The sequence below is a fragment of the Devosia sp. MC521 genome (genome assembly GCF_014127105.1).
GTDB lineage: Bacteria > Pseudomonadota > Alphaproteobacteria > Rhizobiales > Devosiaceae > Devosia.
The window spans coordinates 3,100,900-3,126,902 of sequence record NZ_CP059902.1; the positions used below are offsets into that span (position 1 = coordinate 3,100,900).

Sequence of the window (26,003 nt, forward strand, 5' to 3'; positions counted from 1 at the left end):
ACATGCGTCGCAGCAAGCACCCACAAGGTACAGTCCATCGTCTGATCGTTGAGAGCAAGGCGCTCATTGGCAACCGTTTGGGTGATGACACCGCGCGCATTGTCGACGTCTACGTCCCGCACGGCCATGACGGCAAAGATCTACCGCTTCTGGTCGACCTTGTTGGCTACACGGCCGGAGGTCCTGCCCACACAGCCTGGAAAGCCTTCTCCGAAAACGTCCCCGAGCGCCTTGACCGCCTGATCGGCGAAGGTACGCTCGCTCCCGTCGTTGTTGCCTTCCCCGACTGCTACTCACGCCTCGGTGGCAACCAATATGTAAATTCGCCCGTCGTCGGCAATTACGAGGATTTCCTCATCGCTGAGATGCTCCCAGCGGTTGAGCAAAAATTCGGCTGCGGCGGCACCGGACGCCGTGGGGTTTTCGGAAAATCCTCAGGCGGCTTCGGCGCCCATATTCACGCCATGCGTCATCCTGATGTGTGGTCCGCTGCCGCCAGCCATTCTGGCGACGCCGGCTTTGACCTTCTCTATCTCGGCGAATTCCCCAACACGCTGCGGGCGCTCGCCAAGACCGAGAATTCCATTAAGCAGTGGCTCACCGCTTTTGAAAGCAAGGTGAAAATCGACGGCAAGGACACACTGACGCTCATGATCCTTGCGCAAGCTGCAAGCTTTGACCCCGATCCAAGCGAGGAGACCTTCCTCGGTCTGCGTCTGCCCGTCACTTATGACACCTGCGATATCATCGAAGAACGCTGGGCCAATTGGCTCCAGTGGGACCCTGCAGAAATGGTCAAAACCCACGCGCAGGAAATCTCGAAGCTCAAAGCCTTCTATTTCGATTGCGGCACCGAGGATCAGTACAACATCCTCTATGGCTCCCGCCGCATCCAAAAGATCCTGAGCGAGCGTGGCATTGAGCACCGCTATGAGGAATTCCCCGACAACCACTCCGGCGTCGACTACCGCATGGACATTAGCCTGCCCTACCTCGTCGACGCCTTGAACAAATAGCCTGGGCCCTGCCCGCCATTGCGAACGCGAAGCCGTCTCCCTCCCCCTTGTGGGGGACTGTTCATTTGGGACTCCTTATGAGGTGTCTGTTGAAGAACAGATTGAGCGTAATCTCGAGCATCTGCACTGTTTTGGAGACGCGCTTTGTCCGCCGATTGAACCGCGCAAGATTGTCCCTGATTGAGGAATTGGAGGACTCAATCAGGTGGGTTTGCGCCTTTGTTTCCAGATGTGGCACGGTCACGCCATTGCGCTTGAAAGCGAGTGCGTAACAAGAGTTGGCATCGGTAAAGATGGCCCCGATCTCACCCACAGCCTGAAGGGCCAAGCGATAGGCCGTGATCGCACTTTCTACGCCTTTGTCACCGATGTGGTGGGCAACAACGCGGCGCTGTCTTCGGCTATAAACGGTCCAGATAACCGCTCGCTGCTGTTTTTTTGGACGTAGGTATAGATCTCGTCCATCTCAATAATATCGGGCCCGCTCGCTGGCGTACCGCGCTGAGCCGCAATCCGCTCTTGCAAGATGTCGTGCTCCTTGCGGATCCATTTAAGGACCGCGGCTGGGGAGGCCGAAAGGACGCGCCCAATGGCCCTAATGCCGGTGCCGTTGAGATACATCTGAACGGCCTGCGCTTTTGTCTCAGCGCTGAATTTAGGGGCGCGATCAGTAAAGTACCGACCACACTGCTTACAGCTAAATCGCTGGTAACCCGCCTTGAGGCCGCGCTTGACCGTGGCAGTGCTAGAACAATCTGGACAATCCATCTCAAACCCTCCGGCAAATCACCCCCAAGCAGTCAAACTAGAATCCCAAATGAGCAAGTTGTAAACAGTCCCCCCTTGTGGGGAGGGATTAAGGGTGGGGTAACGAGCCTCACACCACCTTCTGGACCTTCAGCAGACCATCGCGCTCAGCATTGGCCGCGGTGATCGCAGCCTCGCCACCGAGCACTACGATACGGCCCTTCTCGGCCACAGCTTCAACAGCCGCTGCCATCGCCTCAAAATCTGCCGCTGACGTCGCCAGAACTTCGTCTCGGCGCTGCTGACGCACCGCGTCCGTCGTGCCGTTCAGAATCCGCCACATCGCCGAATAGCCCTTCGCATCCGCAAACTCCGGACGATCCAGATCGCCGATCACCCCGATGATCGAGCGTGTCAGATCCTGCTCGCCAATGCCCGCGCGCAACGCCTTCGCCGCGCCGTCATAAGCCTCAAGCGTTTTGAGCAAGTTCGGATCGCGATAGGAAAGGAACGAGAAATTGCCCGACGACAGGTCAAACCGGCTCGACCCACCATAGGCCCCGCCCTGCACGCGCACCTTGTCCCAAAGGTAAGTGGTGTTGAGATGACGCAGAACGACCGACGCCGAGGCCGTCAACTGGATGCCCAGCGCCTTCAAATTCGCGCCCTTACCGACATAGTTCACCTGTGCCGGAATGATGAGCCCTTCATGGGCCGCAAAGCTCGACTGCCGCCATGTCGCGCGTTCAAATTTACCGCCCGGCAGTTTGCCGACGAATTGGCCCAACTCGCTCTTGGCGCGATCCAACAGGTCAGCGTCCGCAGTCAGGTTGATCACCATCGCCCCACGATTGAAGAGCTTTTCGCGAATGCTCACCAGCACCGCTTCAACACTGGCCCAATCGCTATCGATGCGCTCAATCAGCCCCTTGAGAAACTCGTGATAGCTGACCCCGCTCATCTGCTCGGCCACCCAGCTCGCCTCGGTCAGCGCCGCCTTGATACGGGTATCGACAATGCCATTGCCACCGGGCACCAGACGCGCCTCAAAGCCCGCCTTTTCTTCCAGCGCCATCTGGCGGAAACGTTCTTTGTTTGACAGGCGTGCGTCGAGCAGGACATCGCTCATAATGTCGAGCATGTCGCCAAACTTATCAGCCACGGCCTTGCCCGAAAGGAAGAACCAGGCTGCTGTCTGCCCATCTTCAGAGCGCGTCGCCAATGCGCGATGCTGGGCAACGCCCCCTGTTGTTCTGCCAATCCGCTGCGTCAGCGAGACGAAGTCTTCCTTGCTCGTCCCGGTCTGCAGCAATGCGCGACCAAAAAGCGGCATATAGGGCAGCTGCTCACTGTCGAGCACAGTCACATCAAACCCGACATCGAGATACAAAATCCCGATCGTCGCGAGGTCATGATAAAAGAACCGCGCCGCATCAATCGCGCTTTCATCCGTCGGGATGGTGCGGATATCGCGTTCCAGATCATCGCGGCTCAGCGTCGGGATCTTTGCCAAATCCTCGGGTTTGTCGACCGCCTCCTGCAGCGCCTTCAGCCGTTCGGTGCGCGCGACAACACTCTGGATCGCCTCATTGTCCAAACCGGCACGAACAGCGGCAAGCTTGTCGACTTCCGCCTGCGCTTCGCGTGCGCCCTGCTCTGGGTCAGCCTCAAGCGTCGAGGTCACCCGATGCGGGTTATCAAGGAAAAGACGCCGAATTTCATTTTTGAAATGCTCGCCCTTCGCCTTGGCCTTAACCGACGCAAGCGCCTCCTCAAATGAAAGCTGGGCCAGCGGGTCGCCACCGTGCAGCCAGGGGCCCATAGCGGTGAACATGTAACTCATGCCGCGTGGGGTAGAGCCCGTATTGTTTTCGCGCAGGTTGAACTCGAACATATTGATTGCAGCATCAATCTGCTCGTCCGAAAACCCTGTTTCGGCGAGGTCCCGCAGGGTATCAAGAATAAGCGCTTCGACCTTTTCGGCATTGGATGGGTCAATTCCCTTGAGGCCCACGCCCGCCATTGGTTGGCGCAAGTAGGTCGAAATACCACCGCCCAAAACACCTTCACCAAGGCCAGATTCATTGAGCTTCTTGCGCAGCGGCGCAGCCGAATTGCCAGCGAGCAAATAGCTTAGCATGCCGTGGCTCAGCGTTTCCTCACGCCCATCGGGCTCATCGAGCATCCAGTTAACGGACACCATCCCGTCACGACGTTTTTCGCTGTCGATCGTGCCCGCATAAGTGCCCGAAACCGCGCGCGGCGCATTCCACCGCGGCTGCAGCTTCACCTCCGCATCAACAGCGATACGGTCAAACTGGTCAAAATAGGCATCCAGAATGTCGAGGCGCTTTTCCGGCGCATCATCACCAGAGAACACCACACGTGCATTGGACGGGTGGTAATAGGTTTCGTGGAAGCGCTTAAACTGCGCATAGGTCAAATCAGGAATGACCTTAGGGTCGCCCCCCGAGCTTTTGCCATAAGTGGTGTCCGGATAGAGCGCGTTTTGGCTCTGGGTATGCATCACCGAGTCCGGCGACGAATAAACGCCCTTCATCTCATTGAAGACCACACCCTTATAAACCAGCGGTGCGTCAGCACTATCCAGCTCATAGTGCCAGCCTTCCTGCTCGAAAGTGTCTTCCGAAATGATCGGGAACAACACCGCGTCGAGATACACATCCACGAGGTTGTAAAAATCTTTGAGGTTCTGGCTCGCGACCGGATAAGCGGTCTTGTCCGGATAGGTCATGGCGTTGAGGAAGGTATGCATGGAGCCCTTGAGCAGCTCCACAAACGGCTTCTTCACCGGGTACTTTCGGCTCCCACACAGCACCGAATGCTCAAGAATATGAGCAATGCCATTCGCGTCTTCTGGCGGGGTTTTGAAGGTAATGCCGAAGACCTTGTTTTCGTCGTCATTTATGAGGCTAAGCACCTCTGCGCCGGTTTTTTTATGCCGATAGAGCCGCGCCTGAGAATTGATCTCGGCAATAGCTTCATCACGAACCAGTTCGAACGCAGGATGGGACATAAATCACGCCTTCAGCAAATTTCTGACACTTAACCTAGGTGTCGCAACACTGATCCGCTAGAGGCACAAAGCACTCACTTGAAAAGTGTACACTTTTGGTGTACATCGGATATCTAACAATAGACGCCAGAACCATCCGCCTGTTCTCATGCCCCTACCGATCTGGAGCTGAAATATGGAGTTCGAGTGGGACGAAAGGAAACGACTGGCCAATTTGGCAAAGCATGGCGTCGATTTCCGCCGCGTCTCAATGGTTTTCCTGCTGCTTCATATCGCAGAACGCGATGAGCGGGCGGATTACCAAGAACAGAGATGGCGGGCCGTCGGCCGCCTCGGCAGTGAGTACTTCGTCGTTGTCTATACGCTGCGCGGCGAGGTGATACGGATCATCTCCGCATGGAAAGGGGGCAGACGTGACCAAGCCCGATATCAGACGATATACGATTGAACAGATCAGAGAGTTCAACGAACGCGGCGAATACTATCATAATCCTGACGCTCCAGAGGGCCCCGAACTTGGCGATGAGTTCTGGAAAAACGCAGTCTTGCGCGAACCACTGACCTCCAAGTCAGTTCACCTCAAGCTTGACCCGGAAGTGTTTGAGTTCTTCAAACAGCAAGGCAAAGGCCACATAACGCGGATGCAGAATGTGCTCGCCGCTTATGTAAAAGCCCAAAAATCACGCTGAGAAAGTCGGACTATGCGTTTTTGTTTTGCTGTGCTTGCCGCGCTGATTGCTCTGCCTGCCTTGGCTCAAGACATGCCGGACCCAGCCTATCAAGACGATCGCTCGTCCCCTCAAGCTGTCGTGCAATCGCTTTATAACGCCATCAATCGCGAAGAATATCTGCGCGCCTGGTCCTACTATGGCGCCAACTCTCACGCTCAGTCGAACGACACTGCCGCGTCAGCAGATTACGAAGCCTTCAAGGCCGGTTATGAAGAGACAAAAGCCGTTACCCTCCTGACGGGCGAACGGACCGAAGAGGGGGCAGCGGGCTCGAGCTATTACTATCTGCCCGTCGCCATTGACGCCCAAAATCACGATTGCACGAGGGCGCAGTTCGCAGGCTGTTTCACACTCAAGCTCGCCCTGCCAACCAATCAGGACGCTCCTCCTTACGCTCCAATGCATATCGAAGAGGGTAAGCTGGAGGCGATCGAGAGCAAGGCGCTCGACGCCGTGCTCCCCACCGATTGTACGCCTGAATAACCGTGGCGGGGTCAGACCCCGCCTCTGATCTCCGGCTTCACTGTTTTCTCATACCATTCCCCCAATTGCTTGGAGAGGGCTGGGAATAGGCTGCGCTGCTCGCTTGCGGCAACATTGTCTGCGATCTGCTCTGGCTTGGACACACCCGCAATCACCGTCGACACCTGCGGATGATCCAAAATCCATCTCAGTGCAAATTGACTCATCGGCATGCCTTCGGGCGCGAGCCCCTTCAATTCCGCAACCAACTCGACGCCGCGATCAAAGGGAATGCCGGAGAAGGTTTCGCCCACCGAAAAAGCCTCGCCATCCCGATTGTAATTGCGATGGTCACTCGCCTCGAAAACCGAGGTTTTATCAAACTTGCCGGTGAGGAGGCCGCTCGCCAGCGGCAGTCGAACAATTATGCCAACATCCTTTTCAGCCGCCTTCGGCAACAATTGCGTCGCCGCGTCCTGACGCAACAGGTTGAAGATGATTTGGAGTGTAGCGCAGCCTGGCTGCTCTAGGCACAGAAGTGCTTCCTCAATCGTCTCAACACTGGCGCCCCAGTGGCGCACGAGCCCCTCATCGCGCAGCTCATCCATCCAGCGGAAGATCGCCCCATCGCGCAGAACACTGGTCGGCACACAATGGAGTTGCGCCAGATCAAGCGTCGAAACGCCGAGGCGCTGCGCTGATCCAAGAAGACTTTGGCGCACCCCCTCTTTGGTGTAGCGATTGGGAAAGAGTGTGCTGGACCGTCCAACCTTGGTAACGACTTTAACGGCACCGGCCTTGGGGAATGCCCCAATCCGGCTTTCGCTCAGCCCGCCACCATAAACGTCCGCAGTGTCCCAAAAATTGATACCGGCATTGACCGCGGCATCAAGGATGGCTTTGGCGGTGTCGTCACCAACGGGACCGAAATCGCCCCCCAGCTGCCAGCAGCCGAGACCAATTTCACTCACCTCGTAGCCCGTCCGCCCCAAACGCCGTGTCTTCATGTCCTGCCCCTTATTTTGGGTCAGGCTATCGCCCACCCACAGAAGGGACAAGACAAAGACACGCGCTCAGTTCCCGCAAGAGCGGCCTCTTATTCGAAAAATTCTGGATATTCAGAAATCGTCTGGTCGAGCAGAGCTTCTGCACGACCCAAATGCGCGCGCATCGCTTCTTCGGATGCGGCCGCATCGCCACGCGCTACCGCGTCAACAATGGCCTTATGCTCGGCAATCGCGCGGTCCTTCGAGCTCAGATCGAGCGTCAAATAGCGCACACGGTCGAGCTGCATCTTGTGGTCGTCAACCATCTGCCAGGCGTATTCCACGCCCGCCATACGCGCCAAAGTACGGTGAAACAGCTCGTCGAGAAGGTGGAACTGCAGCGTGTCGTCCTTAGCCGCCGCGGCTTCCTGATCAACGATGATCGCATCAAGAATGGACTTGGCTTCGCCATTGCCTTCCGCCACGACGCGGCGAATGGTTTCGACCTCGATGCTTTCGCGAATGAAGCGGCTCTGACGCACACCATCGGGCGAAATCTTCTTCACCACGGTCGCCCGCTTAGGGCGGATCAGCAGCAAGCCCTGTTGGGACAGTCGGATAAAGGCTTCGCGCACGGGCTGGCGAGAGACGCCATACTTGGTGGCAATATCGCTTTCCGAAATGGCATCGCCGGGCTTGAGAACGAGCGTCACGATTTCATCGCGCAGGGCCTGCACAAGGCGCATGGCCATGGTCTGTTCACTGACGCTGTCTATTTCTACACCCATATCTCTGGCCATCCTTTTGCCAACTGGTATCCCAAATCCCCCCGGAAATGAAAAGCACCCCGCGCAGGTCGGAGTGCTGAGTTTTGAGCGCTGTTGCTCATTTCCATCTAAAGGGAAATGCCCGCGTCTCGTAACATCTGGTCGATGTCTATTCTTGCGCCGCTTTCCGCAATGGAGCGGTTTGCCGCAATGCCCGTCAGAATAGACCAAGCGCCAGCCGTGTGGTCAGACGCTCTGCCATACTTATCTTCCTCCATCCCATTGGGATTAAACAAGTATCCAAGCATGATCGGGTCCGCGCCGCCGTGACTGCCCTTGCCTGTCCAAACGTCAAGCTTTTTGGGGAGTTCCCCGGCAAGATGCAATTCAGTGGTCATTTGCTCCACCTCATCGCCTCCGCGCTCGCGGTGCCCACCGGCGAAAACACCATGCACTTCGATGTGCCGATGGGTTAGTTCGCCCTTCGTGCCGTGGAATTTCACCTCCAGCCCTTCCCAAGGGGAATAGGCCACAAGCGTATAATTGAGCGAGGTACCGTTCTGATACTGCGCTTGCACCTGCATAGTATCTTCAATGGTGATGTCGTCGGCAAAGACGCATTTATCGCGCCAGTAGCCGTCATCATCCTCGGCATCGAGATAGAGTTCCTTCAGCGGTTCATCGGCCTCAAGGTCCATCTTGAACGCACATTTGTCCGCCACCGGGCACGTGTGGCAACGCTCGCCATGATCGGCCAACCCGAGCTTTACAGCCATTTCCGGGGTGTAGAAATCACGCTTGCCGATGGCCGAAACGCTCTTAGGCGTCGACGCCGCCCACCAGTTCAGCAGGTCAAAGTGGTGCGTGCTCTTATGCACAAGCAGGCCACCCGACTTATCCTTATAGCGGTGCCAGCGCCGGAAATAATCGGCGCCATGCACCCGGTCGAGATACCAACGGAAGTCGATGGCGGTAATATCGCCAATCGTGCCACTCATCAAAATTTCTTTGAGCTGCGTCCGCGCTGGCGAGTAACGATAGTTAAAGGTCACCGTGACCTTCTTTCCCGTCTCCCGCTGCGCATCCAGAATCCGCTTCAGGCGCGCCATATCAATGGTCATTGGCTTTTCCGTCATCACATTGCGGCCAGCGCGCAGCGACCGCACGATGTACTCGTCATGCAGATAATCCGGCACGGTCACGACCACCGTATCTGGGTCCTGCTCGCCCAGCATGCGGTCGAAATCTTCTGCTAGATACGTGGCGATACCGTTGCCACCACGGTTGGGAACCTTGGACGCCGATAGCGCTAAACGGCTCTGGTTATTGTCGCACAGCGCCACGAGCTCCGCCGTATCAGCATGTGTTTCGGCAATCGCTTCGCGGAACATCTGGTGTCGGCCACCCGTGCCAACAATTGCATATTTCATCTGAGAACTGTCGATCTTGTAGGAGGGGCCTGAACCAATTGGTTCGCTCTTCCATACAAGATTGAACAAGACCATCGCGCTGTCAACGCCTTACCGCACCAACACTAAAGAAATTGAGGTACGGTTCATCAATTCCCCGCTTTTGCCGCGCATCTCTTGGCCACAATAACAAAAAGCGGGACCACCAGGCCCCGCTTCCCACAAACATAAGTTAACCGAAAGGTTACTTCGCGAACGGCACCGACGCCTTCAACACTTCACCTGAATCGTTGAACTCCACCTCGAAATCGACGGTGATCGTTTCCCCGATCAGATTGATTTTGGAGCCGATGCGCACATCGCTCCCGGCGCGGTCCTTCTGCTTTTCCTGTAGATCGAACGAAATCCGATCCCCGCTTTGGCGGCCGATGGCGAGGCCGGTAAAGCCAGCATTCGAGCTCATCGCGGCTTCATACTGCTTGCCCGCAGCGTTGTAGGCGATGGTACCGCTAATCGAAAGCGTCGCGTTCACCAGCGTGCAACGCCCGGTATAGTTGACTTTCAGCTGTACGCCCTGCGCCACCGACAAGCGGCAACGGAAGGGTTCATTTCTGCCACCTCCGGTCAGCGCCCCCTCGCCGCGCCAATCGCCGAGATAGCTCTGCAGCTTCTCTAATTCCGGCTGCGCCAGCGCAGGAGCCGTAAACGGCGTCAGCATGGTCAGCGCCACAAAGGAAGTCCGCAGCCAAGTCTTAAGCATGAATAGCCTCGTCAAAATCGATCTAAGCGTCGCAGTTAGCTCTTAATTATGTCTGCCAGCCGACGCAAATTCACGCCAGTGGGAAATTTTACGTGTGACTTGCTTTGTTACCGATTGCCAACCTCTCTCGTCTACAAGAGTTCCAAAAGTGTCACAGACACGATTCTGAGTTTATTAGGGGGAAGGCCCGGCATGTCCGAAGCCGCGATCATCAGCGCACAAAATGTTGACTACACTCTCGACGTCGCCGGACGTCCACTCAACATTCTGCGCAAGGTTTCCCTGCAAGTAAAACCGGCTGAAGTGGTCGCCATCGTCGGCCCATCGGGCTCGGGCAAGACCTCCATGCTGATGCTTCTGGCGGGCCTCGAAAAGGCCACCGGCGGCAGTGTCACCGTCAATGGCACCGACCTCGGCAAGCTCAACGAAGACGAGCTGGCCAAATTCCGCCGCAACACCGTCGGCATTGTCTTCCAGAGCTTCCACCTCATCCCTTCGCTGACCGCGCTCGACAATGTCGGCATGGCGCTCGAAATCGCCGATGAAAAGCTCACCATGGCGCAGGTGCGCGAGCAGGCCGCCAAGGCTCTCGCCGCCGTCGGCCTACAAGATCGGCTCGACCACCGTCCCTCGGCCATGTCGGGTGGCGAACAACAACGCGTTGGCCTTGCCCGCGCCACTGTCGCCAACCCGCCGCTTCTTCTCGCCGATGAGCCAACCGGCAATCTCGATCAAAAAACCGGCGCCGTTGTCGTCGATTTGATGTTCGATCTGGCCCGCAAGAACCGCACCGCCGTTGTCCTTATCACCCACGACCCTGCCCTCGCTGCCAAGGCTGACCGCGTCTACACCATGACCGCGGGTGAGCTTATCGAAACCACGGCAGCACGCTGATGGGACGGATTTGGCCGGCCATCCGTATTGGCCTTCTCGACATGCGCGGCGATCTGCGCCGCTTCCTGCTCCTCGTCGTCTGCCTTGCCGTCGGCACCGCACTGATCTCCGGCGTAAACTCTGTCGGCACCAGCATCAGCCACGCCATTGATGAAGGCGCTGCCGAGATCATGGGCGGCGACATCGAGTTGTCCCGCGCCGATCGTCCAGCAACGCCCGATGAAGTGGCGGAAATGGAAAAGCTCGGGCAGGTGGTCTACGTCGTCGACACCAATTTGCGCGCCGAGAGTTTTGACGGCGAAGCCTTCGCCGATGTCACCGCCGTCGATCACGGCTACCCCATGTTCGGCTCTATCGTCAGCCCGCACTTGCCTGCTGGCGAAGACATCAACGAGCTTCTCAAGCGCCAAGACAATGCCTATGGCGCCCTCATCGACCCAGTGCTTCTCGACCAACTCAATCTCGCCCCCGGCGATATTATGGGCATTGGCGGCACCCAGTTTTCGGTGCGCGGCACCCTCACCCGCATCCCCGATGCAGCGGTCCGCGGCTTCCGCTTGGGCATTCCCGTCCTCATCACTGTCGATGGTTTTAACCGCATCTCCGACCGCACCTCGCCCCTCCCGGGCCTTGGCTCGTGGTATCGCTATAAGGTCAAGCTGACCTCGGGCGACATCGACGCCGGTCTTGCCAGTGCCACCGAGCAGTTTTCCGATTTCGGCTGGACCGTTCGCTCTGCCCGCGATGGGTTGGGTCAAATGGTGCGCTACTATGATCTCTTCATGCGCTTCCTCGTCATCGTCGGCCTTGGCTCCCTCCTCATTGGTGGGGTCAGCGTCTGGACCGGCATGCGCTCATACATTTCCGAGCGCTCAAGCGTCATCGCTGTCATGCGCTCTATTGGTGCTGGCCGCTCGCGCGTATTCCTGCACTTTTTCTCTCAGGTCGCAGCGCTTGCCATTGTCGGGGTCCTGATCGGGCTCGTCGTCGGTGGCGGCATTGCTTGGTTGCTATTGCCCTCCATTTCTGGAGCGGTCGGCATATCGCTCACGCCAGCCATCTACCCCCAGCCTCTGCTGGTCGCTGCAGGCGCGGGCCTCGTCACAGCCTTCGCCTTTGCCTATCTGCCGCTGCAGCAAGCCCAGGCGATCCGCCCGGTGCTTCTGTTCCGCTCGAAGGGCCTTGATGCGCCTCCGGTCGATTGGAAAGCCTTGCTGCTCTCGCCCCAGGTCGTGCCACTGCTTCTCGCCATTCTCGCCTTTTTCTTCCTGGCGTGGCTGATGACCAATGACATTGCGCTCGTGCTCGCCTTTGGCGCGGCCAGCGCCATCGCGGCAATCCTCTTCCAGGGCTTTATTCGCCTAGTGCAATGGGGCCTCTCAAAGCTTCCAGAACGCGGGCCGCGCATCATTCGCCATGCCCTGCGGTCGATCTCTGCCGCCGGTCAAAATGCCGCCGCGGTCGCCGTCTCTGCGGGAATGGCGCTCGCCATGCTGATCGTCGTCCTCGTCATGCAGGCGAACCTACAGCGCGAGTTCTTGGGCGCATCGGCCTTCGATGCGCCAACACTTGTAGGCTCAGACCTCTTCCCCGACGAAATCGAAGATCTCGAAGCCCTAGCCGCAGAGCGCGGGATAGGCCGCTTCGTCGCCACGCCAATGCTGCGCGGCGCGCTCACCCAGATCAAGGGAACGCCCGCCGATCAGATCCGCACGCGCGGCCCTGAGGCCAGCTTCCTGCTGTCCGGCGAAGTCCCTCTCACCTATCGCGAGGAGATGCCGTCAAGCTCTCGCCTCGTCGCTGGCAATTGGTGGCCCGAAGACTATGCGGGTGAACCGCTCGTCAGTCTCCACCAAAGCCTGCGCAATGGTCTGGGCGTCGACATTGGCGACACGCTGACTTTCGAAATCTTTGGCGAGCCCGTCACGGCCACCATTGCCAACTTCCGTGACTACTCCTGGCAAGGTGGCATCGACTTCCTCGCCTCCTTCGCACCCGGCGTTTTGGAAGCCTATCCAACCACGCTCTTTGCCTCGGTCACGGCTAACCCCGGCCAAGAGGAAGCCATCACGCGCCTCCTCGCCGCTGAGCTTCCCGACATTCGCTTCATCTCCGTGGGCGATACGCTCAAGCAGGTGACAGACGCGCTCGGTCAGCTGTCCTTTGCCGCGACACTGGTCGGGGGTCTTGCCGTCGGCAATGGCCTGCTGGTTCTCGTCGGCTCGCTCTCCACGGGCCGTCGTCAGCGCGAAGCCGATACGGTCATCACCAAGGTTCTGGGCGCGACGCGCTTTGACCTTCTGGCCACCGCATTCATCCAATACTTCCTGCTGGCGCTCCTTGCGGCAATTCCAGCCGTGGTCTTGGGCTTGCTGGTTGGTCGCGTGGTTTCGGGCCTGATGCTGGAGGTAGAGTTCACCTATCGTCCCGACGTTATTGCCATCGTCATCGGCCTCGCCATTTCGATCACCGCGCTCTTGGGGGCGATGACAATATTGCGTGCCGCCACAGCGCGTCCCGCCCGCCTTCTCCGCGACCTTTAAACAGGTCGCGGGCCCTGCGGTAACATTGCGCGTCTGGGCGAGACGAATCGGACTAGTGATGTGCTAACAGTCACCTCACCTAAGCCGTCACAATGCGTTCGCCCGTTCCGCTGGAGTGCGAGCGCATTCCGCTGGAGAAGCAATGCAGGTCGCAATCGACATGGGACAGGCGCGGGGCCAAGGCTCCGCCGCAATGGATCTGGAAGAGCTGCTCGCCACCCGTTTACTGGTGCAGGGCAATTCTGGCTCGGGCAAATCGCATCTTTTGCGCCGTTTGCTCGAACAATCCGCCCCGTGGGTTCAACAATGCATCATTGATCCGGAAGGGGACTTCGTCACCCTTTCGGACAAATTCGGCCATTTGGTTGTTGATGCCACCCGGACCGAAGCCGAGCTGACCCGCATTGCCAACCGCGTGCGCCAGCACCGCGTCTCCGTCGTGCTCAATCTCGAAGGCCTCGACGCTGAGCAGCAAATGCGCGCTGCCGCTGCTTTCCTTGGCGGCATGTTCGATGCCGACCGTGACTATTGGTATCCTGTGCTCGTCGTTGTTGACGAAGCCCAGCTCTTTGCGCCCGCAGCCGCTGGCGAAGTCTCCGACGAAGCGCGCAAACTCTCCCTTGGCGCCATGACCAACCTTATGTGCCGTGGCCGTAAGCGCGGCCTCGCAGGCGTCATCGCCACCCAGCGTCTGGCTAAGCTGGCCAAGAACGTGGCTGCGGAAGCGTCCAACTTCCTCATGGGCCGTACCTTCCTCGACATCGACATGGCGCGCGCCGCCGACCTTTTGGGCATGGATCGCCGTCAGGCCGAGCAGTTCCGCGATCTTCAGCGCGGCCACTTCGTCGCCCTCGGCCCAGCCATTTCGCGCCGCCCGCTGCCGATCGTTATTGGCGCGGTCGAAACCTCGGCCCGTTCCACATCGCCTAAGCTGACCCCACTCCCAGATGCGCCGGTCGATGCAGCGGACCTGATCTTCACCCACGATCCAGACGAGATCACCCGTCCAATCGTGCGCCGTCCGCCTCCGCCACCACCGCCATCAACCAACGAATTGCTGGCGCAGGTCGCTGAAAAGCGCGCGAAGGCAAAGGCGGAAGCAGAAGCCGATCAACCACCACCAACGCTCTTCCCTGAAATCGATCAGGCCGAGCGAGATGAATTGATCAAGGCCGTCATGGAAGAACTGATGGGCGATCCGGATGCGGGTTTCCGCACCAATGCTCAACTCTATCAGGACTTTTTGGTTCGCTGCCGCATTCGTCGCGTTCCCGGCGAGCCTCCGGCCCTGCCGCAATTCAAGCGCATGCTCAACGTCGCTCGCGTTGCCCCCGAAGAAGATGTGGCCAAGTCCGAGGGCTGGCAGCAAGCTCTTGATCTCTCGGAAACCCTTACCGACGACGTACAGGGCGTTTTCCTCGTACTCGCACAAGCGGCTTTGACCAGCCAACCTTGCCCGTCCGACGCAACGCTCGCGCGCCTATACGGCACACACTCGGCCTCACGCGCGCGCCGTCTGCTCACATGGTTTGAAGAACGCGGATTAATCGTCTTGCGCACCGATTTCCGCAATCAGCGCATTGTCGCCTTCCCAGACCTCGGCGCGGAAACCCTACCCGGCGATCCCGCGGGCCCCGACGCCCTAGCCGACCACCGCCCGGCAGCCGAGTAACCTCAGCTCTTGCCGCCCTCAGGTGAGCCCACGAGAGCTCTATAACGACCACCAAAACGATCGCCCCTGCGCCACACCGCACGTCACCCTCGGGCTTGACCCGAGGGCTCTACAATTTCTGGTCTCTCATAAAGCGAAAGTCCTCAGGCAAGCTTCCGCAAAACAGCGTCCAAAATCACTGTTCATCGCCCCTCCCCCTATCAGGGGGAGGCCGGGTGGGGGTTAACTTACCCCCTGACCTCAGCTTCAAACGCAAAACTCGCGCTGTCCCCCGCTTCGAGCCAATACGTATACGGCCGATCCGCCAACTCGTCGCTCATCCCCTGCGCTGCCGCCGTCCCGTGCCAGGGCTCGAGGCAGATGAACCCAGCGCCGGGCTTGGTCCACAGCGCAAAATTCGGCAGATTGCTCCACGAGAACCGCAAGCTCGGACCTTCGTCAGGACCATAAACTAGAGCCTCTCCCGCCCCTTCCATGAACACCATCGCGTCGTCAACAAACTGGCTATGATCGAGCATCAATTCCCCGTCCACGAATGGAGACGGCAAAACCTCTTCGTTGAACACGCCGCCCGACAAGCGCTTCATCTCCGGCGCGTTCTGGTTCTCCAGACGGATCTTGTGCGCGCCACTTGCGCCCGGCAGCGGCCAGGCAAATGCGGGGTGGAAACCGACACCAAACGGCATGGGCTGATCACCAAGGTTGGCCACCGTGGCCGTCACAATCACCGAGCGCCCCACAAGGCGATGCTCAATATCGAGCTGGAAAGCGAACGGATACATTTGCAGCGTCGCATCTGACGCGCTCAGGCGATAGATGCACCGGCTTGCCTCTTCCAGCACCAGCTCGAACGCGCATCGCCGCGCGAAGCCGTGCTGTCCCATCTGGAAGCGCTCGCCGTTAATCTGCAGACTATCGTTGATCGCCTTGCCGACAATGGGAAACAGAATGGGCGAACGACCCGTCCAGAAATTGGCATCGCCTTGCCACATCCAGTTCCGCCCATCCCGGGTTTGCAGCGACTGCATCTCTGCCCCAAGCGCGGCCACATCGACGGTGAGCTCATCATTGGCGATACGGGTGAGCTGCATAGCGATCTCCGGCAGTTTGTGTCGGACCGGAACTTATCTCTCATGGTTCCGCCCCTGTAGACGCTTCGACCCAAATTCGTTCGATCCGACATAATAATCGGTAAAAATCCGGAGTACTTGCTCCAAAGCCACGGCACAGTTATCCCGTGGGCATGAATTGGCCCCATCTGCCCATCGACGCCATACTTCCGGCCCTCTCTGAGGCCCTTAAATGCCAGCAAGGTGCCATAGTTGTGGCCCAACCCGGCGCGGGTAAAACCACGCGCGTACCACTGGCCCTCCTCGACGCCGATTGGCGCAAAGATGGCAAGATCATCCTCCTCGAACCCCGCCGCCTCGCCGCTCGCGCTGCCGCCCGGCAAATGGCCAAGCTCTTGGGCGAAGACGTTGGCCAAACAGTGGGTTACCGCGTCCGCATGGAATCCAAGGTCTCTGCCAAGACCCGGATTGAAGTGGTCACCGAGGGTGTTTTCACCCGCATGATCTTGGACGATCCAGAACTGTCCGGCGTCGCTGCCGTGCTGTTCGACGAGTTCCACGAACGCAGCCTTGATGCCGACTTAGGCCTTGCCCTCGCCCTCGATGCCCGCGCCCTTCGCGATGATCTCAAAATCATCGTCATGTCCGCGACCATCGACAGCGCCCGCATTTCAGCTCTGCTTGACGATGCGCAAGTCCTTGATAGTCCTGGTCGAACCTTCCCGGTCGAAACATTTTACGCAGAGCCCGATCCGCTGCAACGGCTTGAAGATCAGGTCACCTCCGCCGTCCTCAAAGCCATGCGCGAGCATGAAGGCTCAGCCTTGGTGTTCTTGCCCGGGCAAGGTGAGATCACCCGCACCGCCGAGCGTCTCGCGCAGCGCCTTCCGGCCAATATCGATCTCGCGCCGCTCTATGGCCAGCTCACGCCTGCTGAACAAGATCGCGCCATCCAGCCCGCCCCCGAAGGCCGCCGCAAGATCGTTCTTGCCACCTCTATCGCCGAAACTTCCCTGACAATTGAAGGGATTAGGATTGTCGTCGACAGCGGCTTCCGCCGCGTTCCCGTCTACGAACCCTCGACCGGGCTGACGACACTAGCAACCAAACGCGCCTCTCGCGCTGGCGCTGACCAGCGCCGTGGCCGCGCTGGTCGTACCAGCCCCGGCGTTTGCATCCGTCTTTGGAACGAAGGCCAGACAGCAGCGCTCGAAGCCTTTGATACACCTGAGATTTTGGCGGCAGATCTGTCCAATCTGCTGCTCGACTTGGCCGCTTGGGGTGTTACCGATCCGAAGGCTTTGGCCTTCCTTGATCCGCCCCCTGCCCCCGCATGGGCGGAAGCCAAGGCGCTGCTCACGCGCCTTGAGGCTATCGACCAAACAGGACAATTGACGAGCGCAGGCAAAGCCCTAGCCAAACTTACTCTCCACCCTCGGCTTGCGCATATGATTGTCGCCGGAGCAGAAGCGGGCGACTCCAAAACTGCGGCCGAACTCGCCGTTCTCATTGGTGAGCGTGGCCTTGGTGGCGACGATACCGATCTCGCCCGCCGTCTCGAGCGCTTCCGCTCCGAACGCGGCAAACGTGCTGATGACGCGCGAGCGCTCGCTCAGCGCTGGGCCAAGCAGACTGGCAGTGCCCAATCCGGCGAGCCTCTAGCCGCTGGCTATCACTTAGCCAATGCCTTCCCTGACCGGGTAGCGCAGCCCGCTGGCGCGCGCGGACGCTTTCGGCTCGCCAATGGCCGCCAAGCCCAACTCGACGAAACCCATGCCCTTGCAGGGGCGCCCTTTCTCGTCGTCGCGGACATCACCGGCAGTGCCACCCAAGGCCGCATTCGCTCAGCCGCCGCGCTCAGCGCAGATGAGCTCGACCAACTCTTTGGCGCGCATATAAAATCTGAAACCACTCTGACCTTTGACACGCAAACCGGCTCCGTCCGCGCCCGCCGCCAGCGCCGCCTCGACGCCCTAAAACTTGCCGATGACACCGCGCCAGTCACTGACCATGAAGCCGCCGCGCAGCTTCTGGCCGAAGCGGCGCTGAAGCGCCCAGAAAACCTTCCCTGGTCCAAAGATCAAAAGGCCATCCGCGCCCGCGCAACCTATTTGCATCAAACACTTGGCGGCGACTGGCCAAACCTTTCCAACGAGGCCCTCGCCCAAGATCCGAGCTGGCTCGCACCCCATCTTTTCGGCGAAACCAAACTGGCAGCAATCACTGCCGAACACATGGGCGCTGCCCTCGATGGCTTACTCCCGTGGTCAGCGCGGCAAGACATTGACCGCCTTCTTCCCAGCCACTACTCAGCGCCTTCAGGCAGTCACTTACCGATTGATTATGCTGCCGAAAATGGCCCAGCGCTCGAAGTCCGCGTGCAGGAACTATTTGGGTTGGATCGCCACCCCTCTGTCGCCAATGGCAAAATCCCGCTGTTGTTGATCCTGCTCTCCCCGGCTCATCGCCCGATCCAAACGACGCGCGATCTGCCCGGCTTCTGGCGAGGTTCATGGAAAGACGTGGCAAAAGACTTAAAAGGCCGCTATCCGCGTCACCCTTGGCCCGAAGACCCCATTGCAGCCCCACCAACCAGTCGTGCCAAACCCCGCGGCACTTAGGGCAGAACTGCCCGCACTGAGGTTCATTCTTTCAGGGCAGACGCAAATCAGCTAGCTAAGATGGTCAACGCATTTGGGGGGCAATACATTGGCTTGGCGCGATAAACCAAAAACGCAACGTTTCAGCGATATCGGAGCGATAGTGGGCGTCGTAATTGCCGTGATTGCCACGCAATTCGTGTTCCATATCCCCGAGTTCTGGATGCGTGTGGCCCTCTATGTCGTCGGCCTGGGCCTCGGTCGCTTTATCGGCACGAAGATCGCCGAACGCAGCTAACACCCACTCGTATCAGCTCTAAAGCGTGAGCCGGGGGCATGGCCTGCCCCCGGATAGACTTAGTAATTGAACGAAAAGCGACGTGAAATACCGACGCCCGCAGTAAAGGCAGAGTCGCTGCCCGACTGCACGATTGGCGAGTTTTCGGCGCCGCCCACGATCCGTGAATAGGACCCTTCAAGATTAAGGAAGGTGTCGGCGACGAACTCGTACTTCACTGCAGCTTTTACGCCGACCGACTTGATCCCACCTTGCGGATCGAACGCGGCCAAACGCCCGCCTGTCGCCGCAGATTCTGCAGCGCTGACGCCGTAATATCGGTCCATATAGTTTTCGCTGGCGAAGTTCACTACAGGCCCAGCAACAAGGGTCAGCTCGGGCGTCAGCCGCGCCGTCATATCGAGGCCGACTTCCCCGACAAAGCCTTGCGCGCCGCCAAAAGCATAACGCGCAGCCACATAAGGCTGGACGCTGACAACTTCGTTCAGGCCGATTTCATAGCCAATTCGACCACCGAGCGCGTAGGTCGTGTCGACATTGTTTAGGCCAGCCAATGGTGCGAAATCGGCGCTTTTGCGTTCACGCACGACGCTAATGGACGGAGCGATCTTCAGTCCATCGGTCGCGCCAGCACCACCAATGTCGATCACGCCGGGAATATTGAGGCGTTCGAGATTGATGAGGGGAATGATCGTACCGGTGTAGGTGGAAGCACCCTCATAGGCAGGCATCGCACCCGCACCGAGGCCGAGTTCAACGATAAGATCTGGCCTGGTGTCCGCTTGGGAGTAGCTCAGCTGAGCTTGATCGAGCTGGCCAAAATTCTGGGCAAGGGCGACACTCGGAAGCAGCGTGCTAACAGCAACTGCACCGAGAATATATTTGGGATGACGCAATACAAACTCCGTAACATGACGAAACGCGAAACCGCCCGCGCCTTCGTTCAGAGCAGAGCGTCGAAGTCTGGCCAACGCCTTCCTTCAGCATGTGTTGCCTACACTGCTGTATGACACACCCTGCGCTCATCCCTTGTAGCGATCGAACCTTTCAACTCACTTACGCAAGCTTGTCTGCGATAGATCTCTCGGCAGAGCAAAACTCTGCCGAGAACATGGTCAAAGGGCTTATTCCGCACTCGGCTCGAAGTTCAGCGCGATCCCATTGATGCAGTAGCGCAGGCCCGTTGGAGGCGGTCCATCAGGGAAAACATGCCCGAGATGGCTCCCGCAAGTCGCGCAATGCACCTCGGTACGAACCATGCCATGCGAGCGGTCAACTGTACTCGCCACAGCGCCCGGTAGAGGGTCATTAAAGCTTGGCCAGCCTGTGCCACTTTCAAATTTCAGCGTCGCGCCAAACAGCGGCGTGTCACAGCCTGCACAGGAAAAAACGCCCTGACGCTTCTCATGCAACAAGGCGCAAGAGCCCGGACGCTCGGTACCGTGCTGGCGCATAATATAATATTGCTCGGGTGTCAGGCGCTCCTGCCATTCCTGATCAGTACGCGTCACCTTGTAAGTATGGCCATCCATGGCTTTACTCCTTCAATCACCCTTGTTCGCCTCAAGGATATAGTTAGTCTAAGCGCCTATTCCCACCACCTTGTTCCATCAAGTCTGGCCGAGAACGCGGAGGCGCTATGACTGTGATTTCCTCAATCGCTGAACTCGAGGCGCTCTATCAACCAGCGCCAGCCCCCGCCTCCCTGGTGAAGGTCAGCCCCACAGTCACACAGGAATACGCCCGCCTCATCGAAGCCAGCCCCTTTGTGGCACTCGCGACGTCTGGCCCCGAAGGCCTCGACTGCTCGCCCCGTGGCGACAAACCGGGTTTCATTCGGATTCATGACAGCAGCACGCTGATGATGCCGGATCGCCGGGGCAATAACCGTATCGACAGCCTGCGAAATATCGTGCGGGATCCCCGCTGTGCGCTTCTTTTTCTCATTCCGGGCTCCGGCACCACATTGCGGGTCAATGGCCGGGCGCATCTTTCGGCAGACCCCGCCTTACTCGAAAGCTTCGCCATCGAGGAAAAAGCACCGCGGACCGTCGTCGTGTTGCAGATTGAGGAAATTTACTTCCAGTGCGCCCGCGCCATCATGCGCTCGGAGCTATGGAACCCGGATCATCACGTCGATCCCAAAGATCTTCCCTCTGCGGGACAAATGTTAGCCGCGATCACAGCCAATGCCGTCGGCGGCGAGAGCTATGATAAATCTTGGCCTCAACGGGCCAAAGAGACGCTCTGGTGAAATCAGGCTGCGGGAGCCTCTGTTAGGGTCGCGATCAGCTTCTGCAGCTCGCCTTGTGTAAATGGCTTGGCCAAGCGCGGCAGGTTCATCCGTCGGGCCTGCTCAATATCGGCATAGCCACTGGCTAAAGCGACGGGAAGCTCTGGGTACTGCTTGATAATTTCTTCAGCCAGCGCCACCCCAGTCATGCGCGGCATGGCGTGATCCGTGATAACGAGATCAATGTCTTGGTTCGCTTCGAGCAGGGCCAAAGCCTCCGCACCTGAATGCGCCTCAACGACCTTATGACCAAGTTCCTCGAGCATGAGCGAGGTGTTGAGCAAAACCAGCGCATCATCATCAACCGCTAGGACTTTGAGCTGGGTCTTAGCAATGCGCGGTGTCAGGGCATCAGGCTTGATCACTTCAGCCACCGGCTCAGTCTCGGCGGCGAGTGCCTCAAGCCAAAGCTCGACCCTAGTCCCTTCCCCCTTAACGCTGTAGATCGACATCATGCCGCCGGACTGCTCAGCGATCCCCTGAACCATCGGCAGTCCCAAACCGGTCCCTTTTCCGACCCCTTTAGTGGTAAAGAACGGTTCACGAGCATGCGCTAGCGTCTCTTCGTCCATGCCTTCGCCAGTGTCCTCAACCGACAGGCAAACATACTTGCCGGGTTTGAGTTTCACATGGCCAGGAGCGATGTCGTGCTCCGCTGCGGAAAACCGAAGCGTGCCACCGTTCGGCATGGCATCGCGCGCATTGACGGCCAAGTTCAGCAGCGCGGCATCCAAATGATTGGGATCTGTGCTGACCTTGGGCAGGCTAATCGGAAAGCGCGTTTCCACCATCACCGAGTGCCCAAGCGTACGGCTCAAGAGTTCACCCATTCCCCGCACCACTTCAGCAAGGTCAACAGGACGATTCTCCAAGTCCTGCTTGCGGGCAAAAGCCAACATGCGTTTGGTCAATTGGGCGCCACGTTGGGCGGCTTGATAGGCGTTGTCGATGAGGCGACTATTGCGGTCATCAGCGGGCAATCGCCTTTTCAGCACTTCAAGGCTGCCCATCACCACCATCAAGAGATTGTTGAAGTCGTGCGCGACACCACCCGTCAGTTGACCTATTGCCTCAAGCTTTTGGGTCTGGAACAATTCTTCGCGGGCTTGCTCCAAACTCTCCTGCTGGTTGATCCGATCGGTAATATCACGAACGATTTTGGCGAAACCAACGAGCATTCCATTACTGTCGCGTATTGCGTCAATTGCAATGCTGGCCCAAAAAACCGTCCCATCCTTGCGAACGCGTTGCGCTTCATCGTGGAAATGGCCTTTGGTGGCGGCAATCTCAAGCGCCCTCTGAGGCAGTCCCGCCGCTTGAGCCTCGCTCGGGAAAAACGCAGAAAAATGCGTGCCGATTATCTCTTCGGCGGTATAGCCGTTGATCCGCTCCGCACCCTTGTTCCAGCTTTCAACACGACCCTCCAAGCTCAACATGGAAATCGCATAGTCTGAAACATTCATAACCAGAGTGCGAAATCCGTCTTCGGTCCCGAGCGGATGAACGTCAGCGCTATCGAACTCATCTATCGCACGGATCGTTACGCCATACGCGGCATCGCGCTCATTTTGGCCCACAAGTGCTTCCGCCGTAACGTGCACGGCAACCGGAGACGAGGTTCCACGAACTAAAAATTCCGTGCTCTCAAATCGACCGGCTTCGCCTATCGCCTGCTGAATGCACGTCATTAGGCCTAGCGAGTGAGAACTGCCTTTAAACAAGCTATCGAGATGCTGACCAATGGCGTCGGTCGCCGACAAACCGCTGAGTAACGTAGCGCCACGATTCCACGAGGTTATCCGCCCCTCGTCATCAAGAGCGAAAATCGCATACTCGCTTATCGTGTCGACCAGAAACTTGAAGCGTTCGGTCTCACCCGGGCTTAGCAGCCGAGATGGATCATTGTGCATAGGCGAACGCTCTCCATCAATTCAGCAGATGAACTCATGCTCAGCGACTTGGTTCCGCGTTTGCATCGCTACTTTTGCGCCAGAGACAAGCAACGGTCGGACCGAGATCGACACACGCACTTTAGCCAACGCTTATTAATTAAAAATATGGACTGACAGTTGTATAGAGCGTTTCTATCCTTGCTGAAAGCAAGTGACAAGCACTCCAATTTCATCAAATCAATAAATCACCAAACCAGCAAGCAATTCCGAAGTGTACATCCCATCCCGAGCCTCCTAAAGTTAACTTTCTGCAACAACACCCAACAAAAACAACACCAACTCCGCCCCCCTCAGGGAAAATGCTAAAGGCGAACGATCATCGCCTTCGCGTTTAAGATGAACTTATCGGAGTTATCCCCGGACCGCTGGCTCGGCATAGGCTCTCTACAGCGCAAAAAGAGAGTTGAAATGACAGATCGATATTCCGGCCACGCCAAGAGCTTGAGCTCCCCTGCGGACCACGGCTTCCCCATAAGCCCTTCTGACTCGCTAGACCTAACCGAGCCGACCCGAGCCATTTATGTTGGGACCGGCGGCAATCTTGCTGTGACACTGCTGTCCGGCGCCGAGTTAACATTGGCCAACATCCCCACAGGCAGCATAATGCCAATCCGCATTCGGCGCATCAAAGCGACAAATACCACGGCCACCAATTTGGTGGGCTTGGTTTAGGCGACTTCATTTTTTGATGAAAAAGAGATGGTGGGCGTAACAAGGATCGAACTTGTGACCCCTACGATGTCAACGTAGTGCTCTCCCGCTGAGCTATACGCCCATCTCTCGGGTGAACTGTCTTACAACCTCGTCTATCCGGTTTCCCGCATGAACTGAGCTGAAAGCCTGTTCTGTATCATGGTGGGTGCGACAGGGATTGAACCTGTGACCCCTGCCGTGTGAAGGCAGTGCTCTCCCGCTGAGCTACGCACCCCCTGCGCTGTGCAGAGGAGAAAGAGATGGTGGGCGTAACAAGGATCGAACTTGTGACCCCTACGATGTCAACGTAGTGCTCTCCCGCTGAGCTATACGCCCATCTCTCTCGGGTCAGAAGCGTTGCCGCTTCCGATGTTGGCGATAGACCATATTTCGGTTCCGCCGGTCAAGAGGCCGTTTGCCCCCTGTGGATTACTTTCGCAAATTCTTTTGCAGTTTCCGCAGATTACCGCGAAACGCCTAGCATTTTGCGCGCACGCCCCGCTTATGCGGCGAGTAGGCGTTCCACTTCACTCACCAAATCGCGCAAGTGGAATGGCTTCGACAAAACAGAGGCATCCTTGGGCGCGTCGCTGTCTGGGTTCAATGCGACAGCGGCAAAGCCAGTGATGAACATGACCTTGAGATCTGGATCGAGTTCGGTGGCACGACGTGCCAACTCGATCCCGTCCATTTCGGGCATCACAATATCACTGAGCAGCAGCGAGAAAGGTTCCTCGCGCAGACGCTCATAGGCTGACAGCCCATTGTCGAATGAGACAACGTCATAGCCTGCGTTCTTGAGCGCGCGCGTCAGGAACTGGCGCATATCATTGTCGTCTTCAGCAAGCAGAATTCGCTTCATCAGCATCCCTGATGTCGTCTTTAAGAGTGAGTCGGAGTTCTGGCGATATTTATGCCAGTTCTGCAGTTTCGCAACCACTCTCGACCATAGGCAGTTCTTTCGAGGAACGCCACAAGGCAATTGCGCGACAAACTGGACAAGTCGGCCGCGAAGGGCGAAACTGGTATGAGCAAAATCACGGCGGCGCTCTGAGCGCAATGGGGGAAACGCGTGCGATCCGATTATTGGGATCAACCTGCATTCGAAACCATCCGCCCGCGGCGGCCGGTATCGCCCCTTGTTTTCAATTCACCTCATTCTGGCAAAGTCTATCCAGAACGATTTCTGGCAATGGCACGGCTCGATCATCTGTCGATCCGCCAATCGGAAGACGCTTATGTGGACGAACTCTTCGCCCGAGCACCACATCTTGGCGCCCCCTTACTGAGAGCGCATTTTCCGCGCGCGTATCTGGACGTCAATCGTGAACCGTGGGAGCTGGATCCCACGATGTTCGTCGACTCCTTATCAGATCGCTTTAACACCACCTCGCCGCGCGTTGCCGCTGGCTTGGGCACCATTGCCCGCGTAGTCGCTGAGAATAAGCCTATCTACCGCGAACGCCTGACCATGGACGATGCTCGCATGCGTATTGAGGGGATTTATCACCCCTACCACGCTGCGCTTCAAAAGCTCTTGAGTGAGGCTATTGCCCATTCGGGAATTGCGATCCTCATTGATTGTCATTCTATGCCGCGTATTGGTCGCAACGGTGAACGCGCTACGCCGGACGTCGTATTGGGCGACCGCTACGGCACGACCTGCGCCGCCCCCCTCATCGATCTGGTCGAAACCGCATTCACCACGGCAGGGTTAAAGGTCGCCAGAAACCGCCCCTATGCGGGGGGATTTTGCACGCGGTCCTATGGCCGCCCCCAGCATGGTGTCCACGCGCTCCAGATCGAAATCAGCCGCCACCTCTATATGAACGAGGTCACCCTCGAAAAACACTCGGGCTTCGCCACCATGAAAACGGTGATCGACAGCCTGATCCAGACCCTGATCGGTCTTGACCTCGTCGCCTTAGCGACAAATCGGGTTGGACTGTCTAAGGCGGCAGAATAGAAAACCAATCATCCCCTCTGCTTAGAACCAACATGGCCCGAACTGCGCCGATCAGAAATGCTTTAGGGGTTTAACCCTGCTGCATTGCAAGCTATCTGCTTTGGTCA

The 26,003-nt window shown here is 58.0% G+C and carries 23 protein-coding genes and 3 tRNA genes; 12 read left to right on the top strand and 14 right to left on the bottom strand.

Going from position 1 to position 26,003, the window contains the following annotated elements:
- Positions 1-2 precede the first annotated feature (2 nt).
- A complete protein-coding gene (locus H4N61_RS14925) occupies positions 3-1,016 on the top strand; it encodes an alpha/beta hydrolase-fold protein (RefSeq protein WP_182394387.1) in 1,014 nt (337 codons plus the stop codon).
- 351 nt (positions 1,017-1,367) lie between these two features.
- Here the strand turns inward: H4N61_RS14925 and H4N61_RS14935 are convergent, their stop codons facing one another.
- A complete protein-coding gene (locus H4N61_RS14935) occupies positions 1,368-1,784 on the bottom strand; it encodes an IS1 family transposase (RefSeq protein ID WP_182394339.1) in 417 nt (138 codons plus the stop codon).
- 109 nt (positions 1,785-1,893) lie between these two features.
- Complete coding sequence (locus H4N61_RS14940; protein ID WP_182394388.1) at positions 1,894-4,800, bottom strand: insulinase family protein; 2,907 nt, start codon at positions 4,798-4,800, stop codon at positions 1,894-1,896.
- 175 nt (positions 4,801-4,975) lie between these two features.
- Here H4N61_RS14940 and H4N61_RS14945 point away from each other — a divergent pair, with 175 nt between their 5' ends.
- Genes H4N61_RS14945 through H4N61_RS14955 form a run of 3 tightly spaced genes read left to right on the top strand, consistent with a single transcriptional unit; the run spans position 4,976 to position 6,014 of the window.
- Positions 4,976-5,248 carry a BrnT family toxin gene (locus H4N61_RS14945; RefSeq protein WP_182394389.1) on the top strand — a complete coding sequence of 91 codons (273 nt, stop codon included), beginning with the start codon at positions 4,976-4,978 and terminating at the stop codon, positions 5,246-5,248.
- Positions 5,214-5,489, top strand: coding sequence for a BrnA antitoxin family protein (locus H4N61_RS14950; RefSeq protein WP_182394390.1), 276 nt, complete (start codon positions 5,214-5,216; stop codon positions 5,487-5,489). The genes H4N61_RS14945 and H4N61_RS14950 overlap by 35 nt, the downstream gene beginning before the upstream one ends.
- A gap of 12 nt (positions 5,490-5,501) precedes the next feature.
- On the top strand, positions 5,502-6,014 hold the full coding sequence (locus tag H4N61_RS14955; protein WP_182394391.1) for a hypothetical protein: 513 nt from the start codon (positions 5,502-5,504) through the stop codon (positions 6,012-6,014).
- Between the two features lie 11 nt (positions 6,015-6,025).
- Here H4N61_RS14955 and H4N61_RS14960 read toward each other — a convergent pair whose 3' ends face one another.
- The 4 genes from H4N61_RS14960 to H4N61_RS14975 all read right to left on the bottom strand — a co-directional run bounded on the left by H4N61_RS14960 (position 6,026) and on the right by H4N61_RS14975 (position 9,915).
- A complete protein-coding gene (locus tag H4N61_RS14960; RefSeq protein ID WP_182394392.1) occupies positions 6,026-7,000 on the bottom strand; it encodes an aldo/keto reductase in 975 nt (324 codons plus the stop codon).
- A gap of 89 nt (positions 7,001-7,089) precedes the next feature.
- On the bottom strand, positions 7,090-7,767 hold the full coding sequence (locus tag H4N61_RS14965; RefSeq protein WP_169195283.1) for a GntR family transcriptional regulator: 678 nt from the start codon (positions 7,765-7,767) through the stop codon (positions 7,090-7,092).
- A 107-nt stretch (positions 7,768-7,874) separates the two neighbouring features.
- The gene (locus tag H4N61_RS14970; protein WP_169195282.1) at positions 7,875-9,176 is read right to left on the bottom strand and encodes a Gfo/Idh/MocA family oxidoreductase; all 1,302 of its coding nucleotides are present in this window, start codon (positions 9,174-9,176) and stop codon (positions 7,875-7,877) included.
- A 223-nt stretch (positions 9,177-9,399) separates the two neighbouring features.
- Positions 9,400-9,915, bottom strand: a complete 516-nt coding sequence (locus H4N61_RS14975) for a heme-binding beta-barrel domain-containing protein (protein ID WP_182394393.1) — start codon at positions 9,913-9,915, stop codon at positions 9,400-9,402.
- Between the two features lie 192 nt (positions 9,916-10,107).
- On the opposite strand from H4N61_RS14975, the gene H4N61_RS14980 reads away from it, so the two are divergent.
- From H4N61_RS14980 to H4N61_RS14990, 3 genes are all read left to right on the top strand, one after another.
- A complete protein-coding gene (locus tag H4N61_RS14980) occupies positions 10,108-10,809 on the top strand; it encodes an ABC transporter ATP-binding protein (protein ID WP_182394394.1) in 702 nt (233 codons plus the stop codon).
- Positions 10,809-13,352 (top strand): FtsX-like permease family protein, encoded by a 2,544-nt coding sequence (locus H4N61_RS14985; RefSeq protein ID WP_182394395.1) that lies wholly within the window; start codon positions 10,809-10,811, stop codon positions 13,350-13,352. Before H4N61_RS14980 ends, H4N61_RS14985 begins: the two co-directional genes overlap by 1 nt.
- Positions 13,353-13,494: 142 nt before the next feature.
- Complete coding sequence (locus H4N61_RS14990) at positions 13,495-15,024, top strand: ATP-binding protein (RefSeq protein ID WP_182394396.1); 1,530 nt, start codon at positions 13,495-13,497, stop codon at positions 15,022-15,024.
- A gap of 227 nt (positions 15,025-15,251) precedes the next feature.
- Here the strand turns inward: H4N61_RS14990 and H4N61_RS14995 are convergent, their stop codons facing one another.
- Positions 15,252-16,115 carry an aldose 1-epimerase family protein gene (locus H4N61_RS14995; protein WP_182394397.1) on the bottom strand — a complete coding sequence of 288 codons (864 nt, stop codon included), beginning with the start codon at positions 16,113-16,115 and terminating at the stop codon, positions 15,252-15,254.
- Between the two features lie 152 nt (positions 16,116-16,267).
- On the opposite strand from H4N61_RS14995, the gene hrpB reads away from it, so the two are divergent.
- A complete protein-coding gene (hrpB, locus tag H4N61_RS15000; RefSeq protein ID WP_182396045.1) occupies positions 16,268-18,715 on the top strand; it encodes an ATP-dependent helicase HrpB in 2,448 nt (815 codons plus the stop codon).
- Positions 18,716-18,857: 142 nt separating this feature from the next.
- Complete coding sequence (locus tag H4N61_RS18470) at positions 18,858-18,992, top strand: hypothetical protein (RefSeq protein WP_282567601.1); 135 nt, start codon at positions 18,858-18,860, stop codon at positions 18,990-18,992.
- Between the two features lie 59 nt (positions 18,993-19,051).
- Here the strand turns inward: H4N61_RS18470 and H4N61_RS15005 are convergent, their stop codons facing one another.
- On the bottom strand, positions 19,052-19,888 hold the full coding sequence (locus H4N61_RS15005; protein ID WP_182394398.1) for a MipA/OmpV family protein: 837 nt from the start codon (positions 19,886-19,888) through the stop codon (positions 19,052-19,054).
- Between the two features lie 228 nt (positions 19,889-20,116).
- Positions 20,117-20,524: a peptide-methionine (R)-S-oxide reductase MsrB gene (msrB, locus tag H4N61_RS15010; RefSeq protein ID WP_169196783.1), complete on the bottom strand. Its 408-nt coding sequence runs from the start codon at positions 20,522-20,524 to the stop codon at positions 20,117-20,119.
- A 107-nt stretch (positions 20,525-20,631) separates the two neighbouring features.
- On the opposite strand from msrB, the gene H4N61_RS15015 reads away from it, so the two are divergent.
- Complete coding sequence (locus tag H4N61_RS15015) at positions 20,632-21,246, top strand: pyridoxamine 5'-phosphate oxidase family protein (RefSeq protein WP_169196784.1); 615 nt, start codon at positions 20,632-20,634, stop codon at positions 21,244-21,246.
- A 2-nt stretch (positions 21,247-21,248) separates the two neighbouring features.
- On the opposite strand, the gene H4N61_RS15020 is transcribed toward H4N61_RS15015, so the two are convergent.
- On the bottom strand, positions 21,249-23,195 hold the full coding sequence (locus H4N61_RS15020) for a PAS domain-containing sensor histidine kinase (RefSeq protein ID WP_169196785.1): 1,947 nt from the start codon (positions 23,193-23,195) through the stop codon (positions 21,249-21,251).
- Between the two features lie 450 nt (positions 23,196-23,645).
- Between H4N61_RS15020 and H4N61_RS15025 the strand changes: the two genes are divergently transcribed.
- Positions 23,646-23,909, top strand: coding sequence for a hypothetical protein (locus tag H4N61_RS15025; protein ID WP_169196786.1), 264 nt, complete (start codon positions 23,646-23,648; stop codon positions 23,907-23,909).
- A gap of 28 nt (positions 23,910-23,937) precedes the next feature.
- On the opposite strand, the gene H4N61_RS15030 is transcribed toward H4N61_RS15025, so the two are convergent.
- The 4 genes from H4N61_RS15030 to H4N61_RS15045 all read right to left on the bottom strand — a co-directional run bounded on the left by H4N61_RS15030 (position 23,938) and on the right by H4N61_RS15045 (position 24,792).
- Positions 23,938-24,012, bottom strand: a tRNA-Val gene (locus H4N61_RS15030).
- A 78-nt stretch (positions 24,013-24,090) separates the two neighbouring features.
- A tRNA-Val gene (locus tag H4N61_RS15035) sits at positions 24,091-24,165 on the bottom strand.
- Between the two features lie 26 nt (positions 24,166-24,191).
- Positions 24,192-24,266: transfer RNA gene (locus tag H4N61_RS15040), tRNA-Val, on the bottom strand.
- Between the two features lie 166 nt (positions 24,267-24,432).
- Entirely contained in the window at positions 24,433-24,792 is a 360-nt protein-coding gene (locus H4N61_RS15045) for a cell cycle two-component system response regulator CpdR (RefSeq protein WP_169196787.1), read from the bottom strand.
- 210 nt (positions 24,793-25,002) lie between these two features.
- On the opposite strand from H4N61_RS15045, the gene H4N61_RS15050 reads away from it, so the two are divergent.
- Entirely contained in the window at positions 25,003-25,896 is an 894-nt protein-coding gene (locus H4N61_RS15050; RefSeq protein WP_169196788.1) for an N-formylglutamate amidohydrolase, read from the top strand.
- Positions 25,897-26,003 lie beyond the last annotated feature (107 nt).